This window comes from Pseudobutyrivibrio sp., from assembly GCF_015057185.1.
Lineage (GTDB): Bacteria > Bacillota > Clostridia > Lachnospirales > Lachnospiraceae > Pseudobutyrivibrio.
On sequence record NZ_SVEV01000002.1, the window covers coordinates 1 to 21,843 of the forward strand.

22 protein-coding genes are annotated in these 21,843 nt (G+C 35.9%); 20 read left to right on the forward strand and 2 right to left on the reverse strand.

What is annotated here, in order from left to right:
* The 15 genes from E7276_RS01535 to E7276_RS01605 all read left to right on the forward strand — a co-directional run.
* Window positions 1–597: hypothetical protein (locus E7276_RS01535; RefSeq protein ID WP_294212870.1), on the forward strand; the 597-nt coding region annotated here is incomplete at its 5' end.
* 569 nt (window positions 598–1,166) lie between these two features.
* The gene (locus E7276_RS01540) at window positions 1,167–2,276 is read left to right on the forward strand and encodes an AAA family ATPase (protein WP_294212871.1); all 1,110 of its coding nucleotides are present in this window, start codon (window positions 1,167–1,169) and stop codon (window positions 2,274–2,276) included.
* On the forward strand, window positions 2,273–2,812 hold the full coding sequence (locus tag E7276_RS01545) for a GNAT family acetyltransferase (RefSeq protein ID WP_294212873.1): 540 nt from the start codon (window positions 2,273–2,275) through the stop codon (window positions 2,810–2,812). Before E7276_RS01540 ends, E7276_RS01545 begins: the two co-directional genes overlap by 4 nt.
* Window positions 2,813–2,936: 124 nt before the next feature.
* Window positions 2,937–6,620 (forward strand): YobI family P-loop NTPase, encoded by a 3,684-nt coding sequence (locus tag E7276_RS01550; RefSeq protein WP_294212875.1) that lies wholly within the window; start codon window positions 2,937–2,939, stop codon window positions 6,618–6,620.
* Window positions 6,621–6,637: 17 nt separating this feature from the next.
* A complete protein-coding gene (locus E7276_RS01555; protein WP_294212879.1) occupies window positions 6,638–6,994 on the forward strand; it encodes a helix-turn-helix domain-containing protein in 357 nt (118 codons plus the stop codon).
* Window positions 6,995–7,050: 56 nt separating this feature from the next.
* Window positions 7,051–7,464 carry a transposase gene (locus tag E7276_RS01560; RefSeq protein WP_294212881.1) on the forward strand — a complete coding sequence of 138 codons (414 nt, stop codon included), beginning with the start codon at window positions 7,051–7,053 and terminating at the stop codon, window positions 7,462–7,464.
* Window positions 7,465–7,486: 22 nt separating this feature from the next.
* Entirely contained in the window at window positions 7,487–7,648 is a 162-nt protein-coding gene (locus tag E7276_RS01565) for a hypothetical protein (protein ID WP_294212884.1), read from the forward strand.
* Between the two features lie 134 nt (window positions 7,649–7,782).
* Complete coding sequence (locus E7276_RS01570) at window positions 7,783–8,412, forward strand: flavin reductase (RefSeq protein WP_294213176.1); 630 nt, start codon at window positions 7,783–7,785, stop codon at window positions 8,410–8,412.
* A 47-nt stretch (window positions 8,413–8,459) separates the two neighbouring features.
* A complete protein-coding gene (locus tag E7276_RS01575) occupies window positions 8,460–11,435 on the forward strand; it encodes a TOTE conflict system archaeo-eukaryotic primase domain-containing protein (RefSeq protein ID WP_294212886.1) in 2,976 nt (991 codons plus the stop codon).
* A 128-nt stretch (window positions 11,436–11,563) separates the two neighbouring features.
* A complete protein-coding gene (locus E7276_RS01580; RefSeq protein WP_294212889.1) occupies window positions 11,564–11,812 on the forward strand; it encodes a hypothetical protein in 249 nt (82 codons plus the stop codon).
* A gap of 202 nt (window positions 11,813–12,014) precedes the next feature.
* The gene (locus E7276_RS01585; RefSeq protein ID WP_294212891.1) at window positions 12,015–12,347 is read left to right on the forward strand and encodes a helix-turn-helix transcriptional regulator; all 333 of its coding nucleotides are present in this window, start codon (window positions 12,015–12,017) and stop codon (window positions 12,345–12,347) included.
* Entirely contained in the window at window positions 12,347–13,102 is a 756-nt protein-coding gene (locus tag E7276_RS01590) for an ImmA/IrrE family metallo-endopeptidase (RefSeq protein WP_294212894.1), read from the forward strand. Before E7276_RS01585 ends, E7276_RS01590 begins: the two co-directional genes overlap by 1 nt.
* A gap of 202 nt (window positions 13,103–13,304) precedes the next feature.
* Window positions 13,305–13,433 carry a hypothetical protein gene (locus E7276_RS01595; RefSeq protein WP_278335536.1) on the forward strand — a complete coding sequence of 43 codons (129 nt, stop codon included), beginning with the start codon at window positions 13,305–13,307 and terminating at the stop codon, window positions 13,431–13,433.
* 60 nt (window positions 13,434–13,493) lie between these two features.
* Entirely contained in the window at window positions 13,494–15,200 is a 1,707-nt protein-coding gene (locus E7276_RS01600; protein WP_294212903.1) for an SWIM zinc finger family protein, read from the forward strand.
* Window positions 15,201–15,329: 129 nt separating this feature from the next.
* Window positions 15,330–15,641: a P-loop NTPase fold protein gene (locus tag E7276_RS01605; protein ID WP_294212905.1), complete on the forward strand. Its 312-nt coding sequence runs from the start codon at window positions 15,330–15,332 to the stop codon at window positions 15,639–15,641.
* Between the two features lie 267 nt (window positions 15,642–15,908).
* On the opposite strand, the gene E7276_RS01610 is transcribed toward E7276_RS01605, so the two are convergent.
* Together E7276_RS01610 and E7276_RS01615 are read right to left on the reverse strand one after the other, a co-directional pair.
* Window positions 15,909–17,084 carry an IS91 family transposase gene (locus tag E7276_RS01610; RefSeq protein ID WP_294212906.1) on the reverse strand — a complete coding sequence of 392 codons (1,176 nt, stop codon included), beginning with the start codon at window positions 17,082–17,084 and terminating at the stop codon, window positions 15,909–15,911.
* Window positions 17,081–17,929, reverse strand: a complete 849-nt coding sequence (locus E7276_RS01615) for a tyrosine-type recombinase/integrase (protein WP_294212908.1) — start codon at window positions 17,927–17,929, stop codon at window positions 17,081–17,083. The genes E7276_RS01610 and E7276_RS01615 overlap by 4 nt, the downstream gene beginning before the upstream one ends.
* Before the next feature lie 328 nt (window positions 17,930–18,257).
* On the opposite strand from E7276_RS01615, the gene E7276_RS01620 reads away from it, so the two are divergent.
* From E7276_RS01620 to E7276_RS01640, 5 genes are all read left to right on the forward strand, one after another.
* Window positions 18,258–18,929: a hypothetical protein gene (locus E7276_RS01620; protein ID WP_294212910.1), complete on the forward strand. Its 672-nt coding sequence runs from the start codon at window positions 18,258–18,260 to the stop codon at window positions 18,927–18,929.
* Between the two features lie 134 nt (window positions 18,930–19,063).
* A complete protein-coding gene (locus tag E7276_RS01625) occupies window positions 19,064–19,678 on the forward strand; it encodes a superoxide dismutase (RefSeq protein ID WP_294212912.1) in 615 nt (204 codons plus the stop codon).
* A gap of 9 nt (window positions 19,679–19,687) precedes the next feature.
* Complete coding sequence (locus tag E7276_RS01630; RefSeq protein ID WP_294212915.1) at window positions 19,688–20,179, forward strand: pyridoxamine 5'-phosphate oxidase family protein; 492 nt, start codon at window positions 19,688–19,690, stop codon at window positions 20,177–20,179.
* Between the two features lie 186 nt (window positions 20,180–20,365).
* The gene (locus E7276_RS01635) at window positions 20,366–20,761 is read left to right on the forward strand and encodes a hypothetical protein (RefSeq protein WP_294212916.1); all 396 of its coding nucleotides are present in this window, start codon (window positions 20,366–20,368) and stop codon (window positions 20,759–20,761) included.
* A 26-nt stretch (window positions 20,762–20,787) separates the two neighbouring features.
* The gene (locus E7276_RS01640) at window positions 20,788–21,804 is read left to right on the forward strand and encodes a type II TA system antitoxin MqsA family protein (RefSeq protein ID WP_294212917.1); all 1,017 of its coding nucleotides are present in this window, start codon (window positions 20,788–20,790) and stop codon (window positions 21,802–21,804) included.
* Window positions 21,805–21,843 lie beyond the last annotated feature (39 nt).

The window sequence follows — 21,843 nt, forward strand, 5'->3', positions numbered from 1 at the left end:
CTCCATTTGTTGATTATACAATATTTGAAGGGAATATCTCATTTTGTTTTGTACTATTTAGATGCTAACACTAAAGGTTTAATAGCTGATATTGATGTGACAAATATTTTCACCGTTATACCAGTGATTGTATTTTTATTGTTGCTAAGTCCTCAAATGGATTTTATGTTTAAACCGAGTTGGGAAATACTAGTATTAGGGAAAAAAGCAAAGGATGCTCAAATCATATCATCGATGATGCTTTTGTATGTAGTAATACTAGCATATAACTTTTCGCCTATTGTGGTAGGTGATAAATCTTATTGGAAAGCGTTAGCATTTTCGGCAATTTTAGCTTTGATAGCGTTTATGATTTCTGCATGTACGGATTATCACTATAAACGTCTACAAATTAAACCTAAAAATAGACTAGTTGTTTTTATGGTCTCAAAGGGATTGACATTTTTCTTTGTATCGATTTTGTTGTTGGTTGTGATTGTTTTAAATGAATATGCTTCAATTAATAATAAAGGTTTGTTTTCAACAATTGTTTTTATGGTATCTTTGGTAGAAACTTTGTTTATTTCTTTTTTTTGTGTCAGTAATTACAACTCCTAGGAGTAGGCTGAAAATTCATAGTGCTGATTCTTTTTGTATTCCAAAAGATGGCCTCTATATTTTATCTGGTGATGATGATAAATTGTTAATATGTGGAGATAATCCATTATATAATGAGGTTACCAATATTTATTTTGTGAGAAAAGATGATATCTATTCATCACCAGATAAGTATTATTTAGAATATACAAGAGACGAGAAGTAAAGAAATTAATATATATTGGTGCCTCGTATTATATAGTCATAGCCATTCTGAACACTGGGCACATTGGGCACATTGGTGTCTGACCCCATTACGAAAATGTTACAAATGGATAAAAGAGAAAAGCTGTTGATTAACCGAGTGGTTAATTGACAGCTTTAGTTCTTAATGATTGAATACGTATAATAGAATAAATTAGATAGTGAATATTATTTAAGGGCAAACCAAGAGACTGGTTTGTCCTTAGGTTTATACAGGGATTTATCAATAAAGGTTAAGATTGAGAAATAAAATGATTTAAATTAAACCAAAAAAAATGTTTAAAAACAAATACGGTAATAGTATAATGTAATCGGAGGTATTACATATGACAATACTAAAGATAAGTGCAAAGAATTTTAAAAACCTAGCTGATGAAGTTGAAATTGATTTTGTACCAAAGGCAAGAAAGACTAGTGAAGATAAGGAATATGAATTAAATGAGATAGCAGATGGTCTTTTTGTATTTTCTACAATGGCATTTGTTGGAAAAAATGCATCAGGAAAAACTACTGCATTAGACTTAATCTCTGTTGCATATGATATTGTTTTTGCTTACAGAGTAGAAAAGCCGTATAACCTAAATAATGTAGAGATATGTATTTATTTTTATGATAAAGGATACATTTATAAATATAAAACTAGACTACTAAAGAACCCATTGAATAATGGGGTGGTTTTTAATGATGAATGCATATGGGAGAAACAGTATTACAAGAGCTACGTAAACAATATTTATGATGACGATGGATTTGAAATGTCTAACGTGCAAGGAAAGCTGCCGGAAGATGTTTCAAAAGTATTTTTATTGGAACCTAATAGGATTGTTCGCCCAATTTTATTCAATGAAGTATTAGATGGAATAACTGCGTATGATTTTGCATTTGGATTAAAGTCATTATTAGATGACGGTGATGAAATACTAAAGAAGATTTTGAAAATATTTGACGAGAACGTCAGTAATCTTCGCATGGATGAAAGCGGAAACTATGTTTTGAATTATTTGGGAAAAGAAGAAAAATATTCGGTGTCAGAATTGTATTCTGTTCTTTCAAGTGGAACTACCAAGGGTATAGCATTATACATGATAATAGTAACCTCATTAAAAGCAGGATTTCCGATCCTAATAGATGAAATCGAAAATCATTTTCATAAAACCTTGGTAGAAAACATCATTAGCTTGTACAAGGATAAGACAGTAAATAGGAATAATGCGATTCTCATTTTTTCAACACATTATTGCGAAGTCCTAGATTTGTTCAATAGACAGGATAATATATATATCGCTAATGCTGACAATAAGGTTCATCTAAACACTATATTTGAAAAATACAACTTTAGAAATGATATTCTTAAGAGCAAGCAGTTCTATAATAATGCATTTAAAACAGCCGTAAACTATGATGCTCTTATGGATTTGAAAAAGGCGCTGAAATGAAAAAGTTGATAATGTGCGAGGGACCAAATGAACTGGCGATAATGAAAATTTTGCTAAATAATAATATGTTGATTTTCTCTGAAGATGATTTGCTTGGTTTAACTCCATATCATGCTAGGCAAATTGGAAAGTCAGGACAAGTTAAAGCAGAATTGAATCAATATAGTGGGCTTGTTGATGTTATTCGAATTGGAGATAAACAGAGCGATGAATTAAAAATTCCTATGGAGTACAAGGGGATGATTAATTCTATCGAAAAGTATTGTACTAAACCCGAACTTGAGATTTTACTTATAATTGCTGAAGGGATTTACAGTAAGTATCAAAAGGTGAAATCAAAAGTCTCTCCAAAGCAGTTTGCAAAAGACAACATTATATTCAATGGTGTGAGATACAATAATTCAACCAAATTCTTCGAAGAGTACTTCGGCGAACGTCCTAAAGTGCTTTATGATGCAATTGTTAAGTACAGTGAAGTTAATAAAGGGCATGGTAAGTCGGAAAGATATCTGGTGGAATTATTAGGACGAGACTAGAAAAAACTATAGAGGAGTAAAGAGCACGGGGGGTAAAAGAAGATGCATTGCGCAATAAATCATATTAAGTAGTCGAGTAGTTGATACAATCCAGGGTACAGTTTTACATAGGGAGGTTGAAAAAATGTTTGAACGTATAAAAAGAAAAATGAATAAGAGAGCCCTGGTAAACTCTGTAAATATAAGAGAATCCGGAAGAATATATGAAGCTCTAACGCCAACAGATGATATCGGACATGGTGAGGAATATTTGGCAGCGTTGGGTTGGGCTTTAGCTCAACCTAACATTCACAATATTGCAGTTTCAGGCCCTTACGGTTCGGGAAAGAGTAGTGCAATCAAAACCTATCTCAAGAGGTATGAAGACAGTGAAGTTGTTTATATTTCATTAGCTGCTTTTGATTTAAAGGAATCAGAAGGCAATGACGAGCCTGATAGTCAGAATACTAATAGGAAAATTAATGAAGAAAAACTTGAGGCAGCTATATTAAAACAATTATTTTATTCTGTTGACGGAAAAAGAATTCCACAGAGTAGATATAGGAAATTGCAAGCAGGAAAAAATTGGAAGAGCATCTGGGTGGCGGTTGCATTGGCTATTATAATCCCCGCTATTTTGTATTTCTCATTTCCAAAGAATGCGCAAGGTTTTATAGATTGGGTCAATGCATTTGGTGGGCATAAGACACAGCTCATATATGGCATTTTGGCGATAGCTGCTTTTTATGTATTAGCATGTATTGTTGGTTGGTTTAGACGTAGTGGAAGCATTAAAGAGATTAAAATATTAGACAAGGCAACACTGGGAAGTGCAGCATCAAGTGAAGAATCCATATTTAATAAAAACATGGATGAAATTGTATACTTTTTTGAATCTACAAAGAAGAAAATTGTAATTATAGAAGATCTGGATAGATTTGAAAATTCAAGTATCTTTGTGGCTTTAAGGGAGTTAAATAGTGTAATTAACAATAATGAAAAAATAAATGGAAATGTGAAATTTGTTTATGCCATAAAGGATGATATGTTTAAAAAGCCGGGAGAACGCACAAAATTCTTTGACTTTATAATACCTATTGTTCCGTATATTAGCTCAGTTAATTCCAGAGAGATACTTCGTGAAAAAATGAAGTTGGCTTCGTATGACATATCAGATAAGTATATTTCATTAGTGTCTCCATATATCAGTGATATGCGAGACTTGACGAGTATTTGTAATGAGTTTAACGTTTTTAAGAACACATTAAAGGGAAAACAGCAGTTAAATCTTATAGACGAGAATATGCTTTCTCTTGTTATTTATAAAAATCTGTATCCAAATGATTTTGCGGAATTAGAGAATGAAAGCGCATCGAGTCTTATAAGAATGGCATTCAAGAATAAAAGAGATCAGATATCTAAGCAGAATGAGCTGATTAATAAGAAAAAGCAAAACGAGAAAGAGATACTTGCCGAGATTGAACATGAGGCTCTTAAAAGCATAAAAGAGTTAAAACTTGCTCTACTCAATTCGTTAACTGGATTTGAATCAGCAGTCTATATGATTTATGTGGCCAATAAGCAGTACACTTTAAAGAACATATTGCAGGATGATTTTGATGTTGAATTACTAAAAAAGAATTTGAATGTTTATTGGATGACCCCCAATACCAACAGTAGTACAAGTATAAGTAATCCAGAAGAAGTTGTAAAACAAAATGGAGATTATTTTACTAGGATAGAACGTGTAAAGAAGGGGCTTGCAAAATGCAAAAATGATTCTCGCCGTGCTGTAGAAGAATATGAAAAGAAAATAAATGAAATGAAGTCATATTCTATGAAACAAATCATTGTGGAATTTGGAATAGAATTTCTTGATGATAAAGTTAAAGAAAATGACCTTCTTGTATTTATGCTGAGAAATGGTTATATCGAGGAAAACTTTGAAAACTACATAAATTACTTCCATCCAAATAGTATTACCAAAGATGATATGAACTTCATTCTGGGGATTAGAAACCATAGAAGTGTTGGAGACTATACATACACAATAAGTAATCCGGAAAGAGTTTATTCTATGCTTCAGGTTTACGAGTTCAAACAGGTTGAAGTCTTTAATTACGACATGGTCGATTATGTATTAGATAATGGTGATTCATCGGCTTTAGATAATCTTTTGGAAAAGCTTAAAGATCAGTCACAGGAGAGTATAGACTTTATTAAAGCTTACGTGGAGCGAGATAAACATTTGGATGTGTTTTTCAGACTAATCTGCGAAGATAATGATGAATTTTGGGACTCATTGGTTGCGGATGATGCAATGACAAAGGAAAAACAGTACAAGTATCTTGTAAACATGCTGAAGTACGCAACTGTTGAAGATATAGCAGCCATGAATGATGGTTGGGTGGAGGATGAAGGTGACAACAGTGTCGATTCCTTGGTTGGTTTACTTACAAGTGATGAAGACTCACTGAAAAAAATAAGTGAAGCTCCTGCAGATAAGACAATAGCGCTTATAAACAAATTAGAAATTGAGTTCAGTGATGTCAATATTCAAGGTATTGATGAGAAGATACAAAATGCTATCATTGACGGTTGGTCATATGCGCTAAACCCAAAAATGCTTCATAGAATATTTGCGCTTAAACTGCCAGAACATGAGGAGAAACTCGATGTTCAAAATTATACAGCAATACTTGAAAGTGATTTTAAGTCATTAATAGAATATGTACAGGATGATAGATTCTTTGGTGATTACGTAAAAAATGTAGTACTTGAAATGGAGACTAACATGCAAGAACCCACAGAAAGCATAGAAGATATCCTTGAAAGATTGTCAGATAAGAGCATTGATTTATGTCTACAGTTATTGGAAAAGGAAAACGCTGTTTGGAATGATATTTCAATGTGTTTGGCATCTGAGGAGAACGCAACAGAGACCAAGGAATTATTGTGGAAGAAACTTCTGGAGTGCGATAAAATCAAGGCTTCTTGGGAAAATTATATCGCATTTGATAACATGTTCGGTCCAGAAAAAGAGTTGGGTGCTTTCTTTAAACGACATATAAACGAATTCTTATCAGATGTGGATAATGAAGCTATCACAGATGAAATCATAATAGGATTATTGTATATAGATTTATCTGAGGATGAGTTCAGAAGATGCATTCAAGTATTTGAAATCAATAACTATGCTGACTCAATTGCAAGCTTTTCAAAAGAAAAAATTTCTGTGCTCATTGAAGAAAAAGCGCTTTTATTCAGTACAGAGCGTTGGGAAGAAATGGGGACAGTAGCGCCTGAATTACGAATAAAATATGCAAAATCGAAAAGTAAAGAATTTATTAAGACTATTGATCAGATTGAGTTACGGACTACAGAGATAAACGAGATTTTAGTAGATGATGAATTTTCTGAAGCTGATAAAAAAGCTGTTTTGGGAAGAATCACTGCAGAAAAATTAGAAGTTGATACGGCGTTAATTTTAAAGGACGTACCATTCTCAATTGGACGTCCTTTGGCAGATGCAGCATGGAGGGTTTTGGAAACAGATATGCGATATGCACTCCTGTTGAATCAAATTTCATTGTTTAAGGATGATGAGCTGGCGAGCATGTTTGGTGAGTTAGATGAGGTATATCATACCTTATCAGATAGATCAAAGCACAAGTTTAAGTTGGCAGATACGAAGTACAATAATGATCTTTTGACTGTATTAGCAAAAAGAGATTATATTACAAGTTTCAAACCAGACAAGGATGGAAAAGAGAATGTACTTGTCGGATTTGTGAAGCAAATAAAAAGTGCTCCCGTGCTTGCAAATTGAAGAGATTAAGTGATGGTATGGATATTATGAGTAATCGCTTAAAGACAGTAAATCAATTATTGGATGAGCGAAAAATCAGTCAGAAGGAATTCTCGGAAAAAACAGGTATCCCTCAGAGCACAATTAGTGATTGGAGAAAGAAACAAACTAATCCTGCTTCAGATAAGATAATGATTATATGCAAAGTACTTGATGTGACTCCAGAATGGCTTTTGTCAGGAATAGAGGAATACGGTAGTAGAGGTAATAAAGCCGATTACTATGTAATAGATAGAGAGTCAGACTTGGGTGAATTAATGAGTGCATATAGTGACATGGATTTAAATCAAAGGAATCGATTGATAGGATATGCAAAGGCGCTCCTAGAATTATAGGAGCGTAAATTTTTGACTAAGAAATCCGTAAAATAGGATATATTAGAAAGGGAGTAATGGCGAGAAAGAAAAGAGAGTGGTATCCAGGGGCTGTATATCATGTTATGAGTAGAGGAAATCGACAGATGCCAATATTCAAGGATAATAGTGACTACAAACAGTTCATGAATTATCTAGCATTTGTGAAGAAAAAACATCCTTTTAAGTTGCACGCATATTGTTTGATGACAAATCATTTTCATCTGGGAATTGAAACAGAAAATGATGAAATATGGAAGATTATGCAGAAATTATTATCGCTATATTCCTGCGATTTCAACTGTAAGTATAAATATGTTGGGCATGTTTTTCAGGGTAGGTACGCATCGAGACTAATAGAGGATGATACATATTTTCTTGAGGTCAGTAGATATATACACCTTAATCCGGTGAAGTCGCTAATGGTTAGGGATGGATGCATTGGATTATAAATATAGCAGTTATCGTAATTATATGGATTATGAAAATGAAAAGCTGCTTGTGGGTACAGGAGAAATTGAAACAAGTAGAGTCTTAAATATGTTTCCCAATCAAGGAAAAGAAGGGTATCGAATGTTTGTGGAGGGCAAGATTTCTTATGATGAAAAAGAATTATATGCATTGCCATACTACTAGCATGACGCAAGTATTTATTCTATGAGAGGGATTTTGAGGAGGAGATATAGGAAAAATAATTTGATTTTACTTTCGATTTAGTTATACTCAAGTTAAAAGATGATGTGTAAAAGGAGGTAATATCTATGTCAGAAATGAACACAAAAGCAATGTACAAGCTCTCTTACGGATTATTTGTCTGTACCGCAAAGCGTGGCGAAAAAATAAATGGTTGCATTATCAACACTACTATTCAGGTCGCGTCAGAGCCTAACACTATTTCCATTGCGGTCAACAAGGCAAACTATACACATGATATGATTCTTGAGACAAAGAAGTGTAACATTTCTGTTATTGCACAGGATGCCTCCTTTGATTTGTTCAAACATTTTGGATTCCAATCCGGTCGCGACGTTGACAAATTTGCAGATTATTCACAGTCTAATTACCAAATTGCGGAAAACGGTATTCCAGTGATTGTCGCTGGTACAAATGCTCACTTTTCATTAGAAGTACAGCAGACGGTAGACCTTGGTTCACATACACTATTCATTTGTAAGCCAACTGCCATGGAAGTTCGCTCAGATACCAGCTCTTGCACTTACGAATACTACCAGAACAATATCAAGCCAAAGCCAGAAGCAATAGCTACAACACCAACTGGCGAGACAGTCTGGCGTTGTCGTATCTGCGGATACGAATATGTAGGTGAAGAAGTGCCAGATGATTTCATTTGCCCAATTTGCAAGCATGGCAAGGATGATTTTGAGAAAGTGGAAAAGTGATGAATATAAAGTTGCGCTCTTTAAACTAACAATAAAGGATTACGTTCATGAATCTTCTAGTTCACAACCTAGATACACTTCGAAAAATAATTCGCAACCTGATGCGAGAGAATAGAGAGCTTAAAGAAAAATTGAAATCCGCAGGAATTCCATATGAATCTGCGGATTTCTTTTGTAATGAAGAAGATAACGAACAATTTGATCTTGACCAAGGCGGAAGAATACAACCTAGATTTATTACTGATGACATGGCAAAAGATTTTTTTCGTATGTTTTGGGGGAGACATGATGTATATGCAAAGCGAGGAACAAACGGAGGATATTTTCCACAATGTGAAAATAGATGGAATGTGAATACATGTCCTTGGCAACGCGGAGAAAAGCATAATTGTAAAACTTGTCCAAACCAAAGATATGCATCTATCTCAACCGAAATACTGAAGAATCATCTTATAGGCTATAGAGAGGATGGGGCAGATGCTATTGGTATATACCCTCTATTGCCAGATGGAACATGTAGATTACTTGTATTCGATTTCGATAATCACGATAGTGCGTCAGAAGATAATCAGAACGTAAAAGAAGAAGTAGATGCATTAAGAGTAATATGCGAACGAAATGGTTTGCATCCGTTAGTGGAACGTTCGCGGTCAGGAAAAGGCGCTCATGTGTGGCTATTTTTTCAGAAACCGATTGCTGCCAGTAAAGCCAGAAAATTTGGTTATCTGTTGTTAGATAAGGGTGCGATGTCTGTAAATCTTAAGTCATTCTCCTATTATGATAGAATGTTTCCAGCGCAAGATTACAGTGATAATTTAGGGAATCTCGTTGCGTTACCGCTACAAGGGCGTGCTTTGTTAAAAGGAAACACTGCATTTGTAGATGAAGATTGGAATGCTTATCCTGACCAATGGAAGGTGCTGTTAGAAAATACTCCGAAACTTGATGAAGAGACAGTAGATGCTTACATAATAAAGTGGCAATCAGAGTTGCATGGAACTATGGCATTAAGCGCAAAAATTGATAGCGATTATAAGCCTATGCCATGGAGAAGAAGTAACCAATTAGATAATAAAGATGTTGATGGTAGACTTCATATTGTTTTAGCGGATGGAATATACATAGATACCCTGAATTTGACACCACATATAGCAAATCAATTTAGGAACATGGCAGCATTTGATAATCCTGAATATTATAAGAATCAGAGAATGGGGTATTCTAATTTTAAGAACTCGAGAACTATATATCTTGGAGAGGATATTTCGGGTTATCTTAAAGTTCCTAGGGGACTTCTAGAGGCAATACTTGAACAATGTAATAAGGCAAGTATTGAATATGAGATAGAAAATGAACGAGAGCTAGGCCGTCCTATTAAGGCTACTTTCAATGGAGATTTGCATACGCAACAACAGCTTGCAGCCGAGAAGTTGCTGACGAATGAGGATGGAGTACTTGCAGCAGCCACTGCATTTGGAAAGACAGTAGTTAGTGCATATCTAATAGGCAAAAGAAAAGTCAATACATTGATTTTATTACAGAGCAAAGATTTGTTAGAACAATGGGTGGATGAGTTAAACAAATTCTTAGATATTGATGAGGAGTTACCAGAGTATTTTACAAAGACAGGACGGAGAAAGAAAAGAGACAGTGTAATTGGTGTGCTTCATGGAACTAAGAATACTTTGACAGGAATCATTGATGTTGCCATGGTTGGCTCAGTTTATTCCAAGGGGAAATTCATAGATGAAGTTAATAACTATGGCATGATAATTATGGATGAATGTCATCATGCAGCATCGAATACGGCAGTTGCAGTATTAAGAAAGCTTAATGCGAGGTTTGTATATGGTGTATCCGCAACACCTATTAGAAGAGATAATCTCGAAAAAATGATATTCATGTTGCTTGGTCCAATTAGGCATAGATATAGTGCAGCTGATAGGGCGAACGAACAGGGGATTAGTCATTATTTCATTCCAAGATATACAAGAGCTGTTGATAAAAATGGAAGTAAAGAGGATATCAATAGGGCTTATGAAATTATTGCTTCTAATGAACGTAGAAATAATCAAATATTGGAAGATGTCAAATATGTTTTAGCCAATCGAATGACACCAGTTATTCTCACAAGAACAAAGGAACATGCGAAATACTTTTACGAGCAGCTTAAGGACATAGCTGACAATACATTTTTATATTATGGTGATAATACAGATAAGGATAATAGAGAGATTAGAAATACAATGAAAAGTGTATCCGAGGATGAAACTATGCTTTTGATAGCTACAGGTTCGAAAATCGGAGAAGGATTTGACTTGCCTAGGTTAAATACATTGTTTCTTGCTGCACCTATCTCGTTTGAAGGACGATTAGAGCAGTATGTAGGTAGATTAAATCGCAATTATCCAGGGAAGAATGTCGTATATGTTTTTGATTATATAGATTCGCATATGCGATATTTTGACAAGATGTTTAACAAAAGACTGAGAACCTATAAGAAGATTGGATACACAATGTTATCATTCGAGGATATCACTAGGAGACAAGATGCGTTTGCAAAGTCAGCTTTTGATAGCCAATGTGACATCTCAGAAATAAATGCAATTTATGATTCGCAGAATTACATAAATCGGTTTGAACAAGATATTATATCTGCAAAGAAAAATGTCGTTATATCCAGTCCATCTATAAATGAAAAGAAAATTTATAGACTTTTAGATATTGTTAAGGAATTGCAAGAAAAAGGTGTAGAAATCTTGGTTTATACTAAACCAGCCGATTCGTACTCATATGGAGATTCTTCTGACATAGAGAAGCTTATTTTTGAATTAAAGGAACATGGAATTGAAGTTGTACTTGATGAAGAAGCTGAGTGTTTCGCGATAATTGATGAGCTTATAGTTTGGCATGGAGGAATGAACCTTCTTGGAAAAGCAGATGGTTGGGATAATTTGATTCGTGTGGAAGATAATAAGATTGCAGAAGAATTAATGGTAAGGGCGGATGTTATTGATCATTGAGATTTTATTCCTCCAGCCATTGGATGAAAACGAGAGACCATATAATGAAGTACGGTCAAACAAGTGAACACAATTTTATGACAAATACCTAGTATAATGAGCCCATTAACTGCATGGAGGTGGTAAATATGAAGAAAGCAAAGGTGTTATTAGCGCTTGTATTTTCACTAGTTTTTATTGCGGAATCAGTTCCTACAGTGGTGGTAAATGCAGCTGAAGAAACAACAGTTGTCTATGTTACTAAAACTGGAGAAAAGTATCATTCTGAAGGCTGTAGATATTTAAAGAAAAGCAAGATAGAAAAAAGCTTGGAAGATGCAATCGATGAGGGGGATGAACCATGCAGCGTGTGCCATCCGCCTCAGATAACAGAATAGGTTGGTTTTAAAGGAAGACAATACTTTACAGGGATAGCATCAATTTAGATTTGCTGTAATCTATATAGGTATAATAAGGCTGTGGTATATTCACCACAGCTTTTTCTTATCAATTTAGGTTTGTCATAAAAATGAAAATGTATTTAATTGAAAATATGACAGAGCTGGTATATAATATTTACATGAAATGGAGGACGTGGGCATGAGTGAAAGTATTCAAAGCAATAGACTTAAGGAATTGCGCAAGAATAGTAAATTAACTCAGGAGCAAATGGCTCAATATCTTGGAGTTGATCAGAGCTTGGTTACAAAGTTGGAAAATGGCACTAGAGCATTAAATTTGTCATTAATAGAAAAAATATGTAGTTTGTTTTGTTGTACAGAGGATTATTTGTTTGGAGCAGATGATGAATATACACCGATAACATTTGCATTTAGAGCAAATTGCATTCAAGCAGATGACTTGGAAAGTATAGCTGCTGTTAATAGAATTGCTAGAAATATTAGATATATGAATAGTTTATTGGAGAAATAATGATGAAGTCGGATCAGGAATTGAATTCACTTGCATTGCAGACTCGAAGAGGCTGGAATGAAGATGGATATACACCTATTGATATCTTTGGAATAGTTAATGGATGGAAGGAAAAGAATATAACTGTGCTTAGATATCCACTTTCAGATAGAATTAGTGGAATGTGTACTAGAGTAGATGATGATATAGTGATTTGCATCAATTCAAAAACATCATATGGTAGACAGCGTTTTACGCTTGCTCATGAATTATACCATGTCCTCTATGAAGATATAGATGGTCAGGTAATATGTAATAAGAGTATGAGTGAAAATCAGTCTGATTCAGAAAGGGAAGCTGATAAGTTTGCTAGTTATTTGTTGATGCCTTATGATGCACTGTTCCAATATGCAGCAAATAATCAAAAGTGGACACTTAGAAAGGTTATAGATGCGGAGCAGTTTTTTCAAATAAGTCATTTGGCTATGTTGTTTAGGTTAACAAGTAATGGGTTTATAGATGAGAAAACCGCAGAAGAATATAGAGATGTCACTGTTTCTAGAATGGCTGCACTGCTTGGCTATGGAAAAGAGTTGTATCAGCCGGCACCAGAGAATAGGCAATATTTTGCGACGGGAGAGTATATTCGAAAAATAGAAGATCTGTCAGCAAGAGATTTAATCTCCAATGGCAAAAGGGAAGAATTGTTATTAGAGGGATACAGAGCTGATATTGTATACAATCTTGAAGAGGAGGAAGGTAACTTGAATGACTGATGAGTATTTCTTCGATACAGATTGTTTATCAGCGTTTTTGTGGATAAATGATGTAAATATATTAAAAGAGCTATATGGAGGGCGGATAATATTTTTATCATATACGCCACTTTCATTTGACACATGAAAAGTATATCAAATCTTATCCAATGCTACAAATCTGAATTATTTTTCGGAAATATTAGCAAAGGAGGATGCTGCTATGGGAAAAGTTCACCACGGTGGAAAAGTTGGTCATGCCGGCAGGGTTTTAGCTAGCAAGCACACTAGTAAACCTGCTAAGAGTAATGCTGGAAAAACTTTAAACAAGCATAAGCAAGCTTACCACTAAGAGAAAGACCTGAGCATGTCGTTAAAAGACTCATTTTAATGTTTAGAGAGGAAATTATAAATGGATTGGGCAAGTCTGTTTAAATACCACATACTTGAACGAGGCTATGATTATTATGTTGAGGACAGAATCGAGATAGTTAGTGCCGATGAAAACGAAGTTAATGCTCGAGTAGATGGCAGCGAAATCTATGATGTTGTTATTAAGGTTGAAAATGGTAATGTTACTCAAATGGAGTGTAACTGTCCATACTCAGCTAAAGGCAACAATTGTAAGCACATGGCGGCAGTGTTATATGAATATTTTGGAGATGAGGTTGCACCAGGCGGGGCTGAGCAAAATGAAAATTATTTGACTCATCTAAGACGAGAAAGTGAAAAGATTAAGGATGATGTTGAGCGTTTGCTGACAATAATCCCAGAGGAAGAAAAGCAGCAATTATTAACGAAATTACTTCTTAATGATGCTGAGTTGAGAAATTCATTTAAGCTAAAGTATGATTATAATCTAGATTCTAAACAACAGTTAGCATTGGTACAGGAGATTGATGCGATTGTAGAAGAAAATACTTATCGAGGTTATGTTGACTGGAATCATGCATATGATTTTTGTTGGTCTTTAAAACAATTTTTGGAAGAAAGGGTGGACTTTATTATTGATAAGGGAGCGTTGGAACCTGCATTTGATTTGACCAATAAGATTTTTATGTTAATAGGTTCGATTGAAATGGATGATTCTGATGGCGGTTCCTCTATGGTGACAGAGAAATGTTATGCTATTTGGAGAAAAATCTATAGGAATGCTGATGAGAAGTTTAAGGGTAAAATTAGAAACTGGTTCTGGTCATATAAAGAGGGACGGTTAGTAGACTGGATAGAAGAATATTTATTAGAATTTAGAACTTCAGAATTGGCTACCAAGGATGAAATTCTAGCCATTATGAAGGAACTTGATACTGAGATAGAAGCACATAGTAATACAAACGATTGCGGTTATATGTATTCTGTCGCAGAAGGTCGTGTGAGCCTTATTGATAAACGTATAGATTGCATGCGACGTCTTGGCTTATCGCAGAAGGAAATTGATAATTACTGTGATAATCATATGCAATTTTATGTTGTCAGAATCAGAAGAATTGAGGCTTACATTGAGGAACAGAATTATGAAGAGGCAATTGCTCTGCTTATCCTTAGTAAACAGTTAGATGCAAGTGATAAATCGTTAGTGAGAAGTCACAGTAATAAATTGATTGAACTCTTTCAGCTGATTGGTCAAACAGAATACTATGCAGAAGAACTAAAGTATAATCTCTTGAGTTGTAGCCAGTCAGACGTTGGCAACTTCAAGAAGTTGAAGTCCCTGTATTTTGAAAATGGTTCGGAGGGATGGTCTGAATTGGTTGAGCTGATTATAGAGAAGAATAGTGAAAGCCACGTGATATATGACATTCTTATCGAAGAGCATAGATTTAACCAACTCATGGACGTGCTGGATGAATACAATAATGTTTATATTTTGGAGAAATATTTCAAAATTCTTTCAAGAGAAGTACCTGAAAGAGTGATTCGTCTGTATGCCAACTACATAGAGGAAAGCATTCATCGAGCTTGTGATAGAAAAGCATACAGAAGCATAGTAAGATACTTGAGAACGATGAGTTTTTCTGATATTGGTAGAGCTCGGGCGATAGAGATAGCTAATAAGCTAAAAGCTGAATATCGTAGAAGACCGGCACTAATAGATGAGTTAAATAAATTGGGGTATTAGAATATGAGTGTGAATATAGGCAAACAGCTGCGATGAGGTAAAAAACTATAGAAGTTAGTATAAGAATGAAGTATTATATATAATTATAGAATTTTATATAGAATTATATAAAACATGAGGTGATTATATATGCAAAAAAGAAATCCTTACAGTATTAGTTTTGGAAGAATTCCGCATCAGTATATAAGTAGAAGTTTATTGATAGAGGATCTTATAGACACACTTAATAGTGATCCTGTAGAAGAGCAAGCTTTTAAGTTAACAGGTGTTAGAGGAACAGGAAAAACTGTTACTTTGACGGCTATTGAGAGAGAACTGAAGGATGATAATCAGTGGATTATTGTAGATTTAAAGTCCAATTCTGATATTTCTAAAGAGTTAGTGGCAAATCTCTATGGAGAAGTGCCTTTTCTAACATCATTTATTGATGCAAATCGTTAAGGAAAGAATCGAAGATGGTGCAAACGAAAAAGCAGCATGCGCTTTTCGATAACTGCCCTTTCGTTTGCATCAATTTCGATTTTTCCTGGTTGAACAAAGCGCGTCCGGGTTGCCGGTATATATGGGCTTTCAATCAGACCGCTTCTGCTCCAAGTGTAGCATGGATCCTCTGATAACTGTACTGTTTTATGCAAGAAAACTGCAATGACTGCATCAGAAATAAGCCTTTAAAAGGCTTCACATAAATCCGTATTCTGTTTCAAAGTATCAGCAGAGCAGATGCGGCTCTGGCCGGAACAAAGAAGGATCAGCACCTATTGGAATGATCCTTCCGCCACAGGATGAACATTTACAGACATCCTTGTTATAGAGAAGCCGGATGATCGCCGGGGCATCTAGATCCTTCAGCCGGGACAGATACTTTTTGCAGCCAAGAAGGTTCCTGCACAGAGTAATCTTACGATTCTTGTTGCGTGAAGACAGAAGCCCATAGTGACGTATCCGGACAAACATCTTGGGCGGGACATGCATCAGGAACCGGCGGATGAATTCTTCGCCGGTGATAGTGACCTCTTTCCATTGTCCCTGGTTTTTGTAATCTTTAGCAGTAAAGGTAACCGAGCTGTCCGTCATACTTTTAATACGGTAGTTGCTGATAGCGATCCGGTGGGTATACTTCCCAAGATATTTGATAACGGACTCTGCGCCATCAAACGGTTTCTTACAGTAAGGGATCCACTCTTTTTTATAGCAGGAGTCCAGCAGTTCCTTGAACGCATAGTGGTTTTTGAAGCATTCCGCCTTGCCATGAAATTCAAGCTTTCCGTCTTCCCAAAGGTTCTTCAGCTCCGCAAGATACTTTCCGCGGAAAAGGCGTGAAACGACCCGGATGGGAAGAAAGAAATCTTCTCCGTTGTCTTTCCAATGGTTTTTGGGGTCAAGACCACCGCCAAGCACAACGGCATGGATATGGGGGTGAAAGTTCATTTCACTCCCCCAGGTATGGAGAATGCAGATATATCCGATGTCTGCACCGAGATATTTGCTGTCGGAAGCCAGTTCCCGCAGTGTATCGGAAGATGCGTGATATAGAGCATCATACAGAAGCTTCTGATTGCTGTAGATGACTGGATTCAATTCCTCCGGGACAGTGAAGACTACATGGAAGTATGGCGCTTCCAGTACATCTTCACGACGGGCGTCTACCCACTTTTCCTTTGGAAACTCCTGGCACATCGGACAGCACCGGTCGCGGCAGGAATTATAGTGGACGGAAATACAGCCGCACTCTTCACACACGCTAACGTTGACGCCAAAAGCACCTGTTTTGCAGTTCCTGATGTGATAAGCTGCTTTTCGCTGAGCCGCGGAGAGTTCATGAGTTTTCGTGTACTCAGGATAAAAGCGATTGAACACATCCTGAATTGTACAGGCGGTGCTCATGCTTCACCGCCTTTATGCAGGTCATAAGGACTGCGGATTCCAAGAAGGCTCTTGTTGCTGACATGGATATAGACTTCTGTCGATTTTGGATCCACATGTCCAAGCAATGCCTGAATGTATTTAATGTCAACACCATCCTCAAACAGATGGCTGGCAAAGCTGTGGCGGCAGCAATGACTGGTTACATGTTTTGTAATACCGGCTTTTACGGCACTTTTCTTGAAATACTGATTGATACTGTTCTTGTCAAGATACGTGCCGGTCCATGAGCTTGGGAAGAGAATGCCTCTGGGCTTGCCACACTTAAACCAGTATTCAGTTAGAAGATCAAGGTTGCGTTCAGAAAGGATTGTATATCGATCCCGCCGGCTCTTGCTTTCGCGGACATGGATCGTCTTATTAGTGCGGGAAATATCGTCATAATGAAGATGTACGACTTCCGACACTCTCAGGCCGGAAGAATACATGGTGGCAATAATCGCTTTGTGTTTAAGGTTGGGCGTATGATCAATAATGCTCTGTATTTCATCCCTTGAAAGAACAGTAGGCAATGAGCGGTCAAGCTTCATCCTGGGAATGTCTTCATCGTCCCAATTCATCTTAAGAATTCGCTTATAGAAAAAACGGATAGATGAGTAATAGTGGTTATAGGTTTGCGGTGCCAGTCCACCTAGCCGCTTTTCTGTCAGGAATGCATCAACATCATCCGTCGTTAGGGCAGAGACATCTTTATTTACAGTGCGCAGGAAGTAGTCTACTGAATTGCAGTAAGCGTTGATAGTATTTTCTTTTAAGTTCCGCTTTTCCGCTTCGTTGCGGATCTGGGTAAAAATATCTTCGTACATAAAAACCTCCTTGATAGTAGTGTCTGTAGATACAACTACCTATCAGGAGGTGCGTTGGCATCATAATTCCGATTGCGGAAGACGCCTGTAAATGCTATTGTTTTCATAGGCAGTGGGGCTTTCCGTATTCAGTTGTTTTGTGTGGTAACTTAACAATACCGAATTACGAAAAGTACTTCCACTGCTTTTTAATTGTCACTAAAGATAAAACTGCGCCACAGCCCTGGCAGGCCATCGCGCAGCGATTTTGTTCAATTTGAATTTGTCTGCCTTCGGTATTGGTCTGAATATTGAAAAAAAGAGTCCTGTAATTAGCATGGATGTTATCTTGAAAAAGATATTAACTGAGGTACAGAAAAAAGAAAAGAAGGTACTTGTAGTTATAGATGAGGCGCGTAAGACTGATGCATTGGTTGATTTTATTCAGGAGTTTCAGATTCTGATAAGAAATGAATTTCCAATATATCTTATTGCTGCCGGATTGTATGATGATATTGAAAGTCTGGAAAATGCAGATGGACTTACCTTTTTCTTAAGAGCAAGTAAATATGAGATGAAGCCACTTAATCTCACCATTATCGAGGATGACTATGAAAGAACTTTGGGCGTGTCAGAAGATGTGGCAATTGAAATGGCAGCACTGACAAAGGGATATGCATTTGCTTATCAGGCTTTTGGAAAATATATGTGGGAATCGAGTGATAAGCAAATTACGAAAACTGTGTTGGCACAGGTAGATGAGGCATTATCAGTTAAAGTATATGACAAGATTTGGAGTGAACTTAGAGAGAAGGAAAAATGGTATCTTCGTTTTATAGTCGAAAAGGATTCTATGGATGTTTCTGAATTGTTAGAACTTACAAAAACTAGTCATAGTGAATGGAGTGGCCCTCGGAAAAGACTCATAGAAAAAGGAATTTTGGATGGCTCGGACAGGGGGATGATAAAAGTAAGATTGCCTAGGTTCAGAGAGTATGTAGAGAAATGTACGAACAGTTAACATATAATGTAAGTTAGTTTAGAGCAACCATAATATAATAAGATTTTACATATTCTTTACAATATGTGTAGTATAATAAAGCTGTGCTTGTCACAGCTTTTGCAATATTAATGTACAAAAGGAGGGACTTTACAATGTTTGAACAAGTTAAATTGGATTACGCAACAAATGCTTTGGAACCATGGATTGATCAACTTACAATAGAGACTCACCATGGCAAGCATCATGCTACATACACTAAAAATTTCAACGATCTAGTTGAAAAAGCCGGATTGACCGGAAAGAGCGCTGAGGAAATCTTGGCAAATCTTGACAGCGTTGATGTATCACTTCGCCAGGGACTTAAGAATCAGGGCGGTGGCTACTATAACCATAATCTTTATTTTGCAATGTTTTCGCCTAATCCTGCTAAGGCTCCAACTGGCAAGCTAGCAGATGCTATTAATGCCAAATTCGGCAGCCTAGATGCATGCAAGGAAGAGATTAACAAACTTGCAGCGGCACAATTTGGCTCTGGTTGGGCATGGCTTTCTACAGACAAATCAGGCAATCTCTCTGTATCTAATTCATTAAATCAGGACAATCCTATTTCAGAGGGCACTGGCAACATTCCACTCATCGCTCTTGATGTTTGGGAGCATGCATACTATTTAAAGTACAAAAATCTTCGTCCGGACTACATAAAGGCATTCTGGGAAGTCCTTGATTGGGACAAAGTTAGCGCTAGATATGACGAGATTGTTGGTTAAGGAGCTTTTATGCGACGCAGAGAACGAGAGATTACAGACCCTTTAGAAATTGATAGAATCATTAACACTGCTGATTATTTACATTTAGGACTTGTGGATGATGGTGCACCTTATGTTGTGCCATTAAACTATGGAGTCACAAAGGATTCAAATGATGGTCATTACATCCTATATCTCCATGGATCTCATGAGGGACGTAAACTAGACATCATTCGCAAGAATTCTAAATGCTGTTTCACAATAGAAGCCAATGTGGCGCCATTTACAGGACGAATGGCTTGCCAGTACGGTATGACCTACGAGTGCATAATGGGATTTGGTGATATTACAATTGTGGACGACCCACAGGAGAAAATATCATCCTTAAAGGCACTTATGAAGACTCAGACAGGTAGTGATGATTTTGAATTTGATGAGCGCATGGTTGCAATAGTAACTGTTATGCGAATCGATGTACATGAACTATCGGCAAAACGCAGGCCGCTGCCTGGTAGTGAGTAATGGAAGAGCAGCCATAATGGCTGCTCTTTTAGTAGTGTCTCAATTTTTACAGATATAAAGCTAGCTGCTAAGGCATGTGGTAATTAGTTTTTGTTCATTAGAAATTCACTCAAAACATATTGACTTACCATCAATTGATAGTATAATAATTACACTATCAATTGATGGTAAGGGAGCTTATTGATTATGGACATAAAATTGTCAAAGGCTGAAGTATCGAGATTTCTGGCGGAAATGAACAGGATACTAGAAGATGAAAATTTTAATATAGATACTAATTTTAGATTAATTAAATCTACAAAAGAGGAAATTGAATATTCTACGCCCTTTACCTTGATTGATTTAGATTTTGATATCTTTGATGTGGTTAATGAGCTGAAATCTTTAGAAGTTAATCATTATTCAGAAGCAAAGTTAGATGAGGATGATCCTAATCCACCTATATTATTAGTATTTAGTAAAATTATTGGCGGAAAAGAGATATATATCAAAATTAAGTGTAGGGATATCAATAATATCGGTCAGGTGATATGCGTATCATTTCATTATGCAAAATGGAATATGCAATATCCTTATAAGTAAAGTATGATTTTGGTGAGGTAAATATTATGATGAACTGTCCAATATGTGGAAAAAATCATGAAGTAGAACTTAGAGAAAGAAAAGCCATTACTTTAATAAAAGGAATCAAAGTCGAGTATGATGAAAAATATCTTGTGTGCCCAGATACTAATGGAGATAATGAGTTTGTAACAGGAACCATGGAAAATGAAAATCTTCTCAATGCAAGAAATGCTTATCGTAAGCAAAAGGGATTGCTTACTTCTGATGATATTGTAGACATTAGAGAGAAATATGGTTTGTCTCAGGTAGATTTGTCTCAAGTTTTAGGTTGGGGTGAGGCAACTATTTCTAGATATGAAAGTAAAGCTATACAGGATTCATCATATGATAACGTGTTGAGGTTAATCAGAAGCAATCCGCTGATTCTTTATTATTTCTATATGAGAAATAGAGAGAATTTCAATAAAAATAAAGAAGGTACTCTTTTAGAGCGAATAAATGAAGAAATATCAGCGCATGGAAGAGAAACATTGGCTCGAAATAAATTGGAAAGTTTTTATTTGAACTATATGGAGCCAACTATTGAAAATGGATATCAGATATTAAATATTGACAAATTGGAACTAATTATCAATTACTTAGCCAAGCATGTAAAATACCTGTTTAAAGTGAAACTCATGAAAATGCTTTGGTATATTGATATACTATTCTACCAGAACAATAGTAGGGCGTTAACTGGGCTTGTGTATCAGCATGCAAACATGGGGGCACTTCCAATAGGTCATGATGCTATTCTCCAACTGGATAATGTTATATTTAAGGAAGAGATGGCTGAGGACTATGATAACGTGAGGTTTCATATAATATATAACGATAAAGTTGATTTGAAAGGATTAACAAAAGAAGAGAAGGCTATTATCAATTTGGTAATCGATAAATTTGATACAATGAAAACGAAAGATGTTGTCGATTATATGCATGATGAAGAGGCATACAAGCAGACAAAAGACGGAGATATTATAGATTTTAATTGGGCGAAAAAGTTGAATAAATTTTTATAAATACACAGATAAATTAAAAAAACTTCACCCACATTTTAC

Coding starts and splice junctions, on each gene's coding strand:
- E7276_RS01540 (WP_294212871.1), top strand. CDS start 1,167: ATGACAATACTAAAGATAAGTGCAAAGAATTTTAAAAACCTAGCTGAT.
- E7276_RS01545 (WP_294212873.1), top strand. CDS start 2,273: ATGAAAAAGTTGATAATGTGCGAGGGACCAAATGAACTGGCGATAATG.
- E7276_RS01550 (WP_294212875.1), top strand. CDS start 2,937: ATGTTTGAACGTATAAAAAGAAAAATGAATAAGAGAGCCCTGGTAAAC.
- E7276_RS01555 (WP_294212879.1), top strand. CDS start 6,638: ATGGATATTATGAGTAATCGCTTAAAGACAGTAAATCAATTATTGGAT.
- E7276_RS01560 (WP_294212881.1), top strand. CDS start 7,051: ATGGCGAGAAAGAAAAGAGAGTGGTATCCAGGGGCTGTATATCATGTT.
- E7276_RS01565 (WP_294212884.1), top strand. CDS start 7,487: ATGGATTATGAAAATGAAAAGCTGCTTGTGGGTACAGGAGAAATTGAA.
- E7276_RS01570 (WP_294213176.1), top strand. CDS start 7,783: ATGAACACAAAAGCAATGTACAAGCTCTCTTACGGATTATTTGTCTGT.
- E7276_RS01575 (WP_294212886.1), top strand. CDS start 8,460: ATGAATCTTCTAGTTCACAACCTAGATACACTTCGAAAAATAATTCGC.
- E7276_RS01580 (WP_294212889.1), top strand. CDS start 11,564: ATGAAGAAAGCAAAGGTGTTATTAGCGCTTGTATTTTCACTAGTTTTT.
- E7276_RS01585 (WP_294212891.1), top strand. CDS start 12,015: ATGAGTGAAAGTATTCAAAGCAATAGACTTAAGGAATTGCGCAAGAAT.
- E7276_RS01590 (WP_294212894.1), top strand. CDS start 12,347: ATGATGAAGTCGGATCAGGAATTGAATTCACTTGCATTGCAGACTCGA.
- E7276_RS01595 (WP_278335536.1), top strand. CDS start 13,305: ATGGGAAAAGTTCACCACGGTGGAAAAGTTGGTCATGCCGGCAGGGTT.
- E7276_RS01600 (WP_294212903.1), top strand. CDS start 13,494: ATGGATTGGGCAAGTCTGTTTAAATACCACATACTTGAACGAGGCTAT.
- E7276_RS01605 (WP_294212905.1), top strand. CDS start 15,330: ATGCAAAAAAGAAATCCTTACAGTATTAGTTTTGGAAGAATTCCGCAT.
- E7276_RS01610 (WP_294212906.1), bottom strand. CDS start 17,084: ATGAGCACCGCCTGTACAATTCAGGATGTGTTCAATCGCTTTTATCCT.
- E7276_RS01615 (WP_294212908.1), bottom strand. CDS start 17,929: ATGTACGAAGATATTTTTACCCAGATCCGCAACGAAGCGGAAAAGCGG.
- E7276_RS01625 (WP_294212912.1), top strand. CDS start 19,064: ATGTTTGAACAAGTTAAATTGGATTACGCAACAAATGCTTTGGAACCA.
- E7276_RS01630 (WP_294212915.1), top strand. CDS start 19,688: ATGCGACGCAGAGAACGAGAGATTACAGACCCTTTAGAAATTGATAGA.
- E7276_RS01635 (WP_294212916.1), top strand. CDS start 20,366: ATGGACATAAAATTGTCAAAGGCTGAAGTATCGAGATTTCTGGCGGAA.
- E7276_RS01640 (WP_294212917.1), top strand. CDS start 20,788: ATGATGAACTGTCCAATATGTGGAAAAAATCATGAAGTAGAACTTAGA.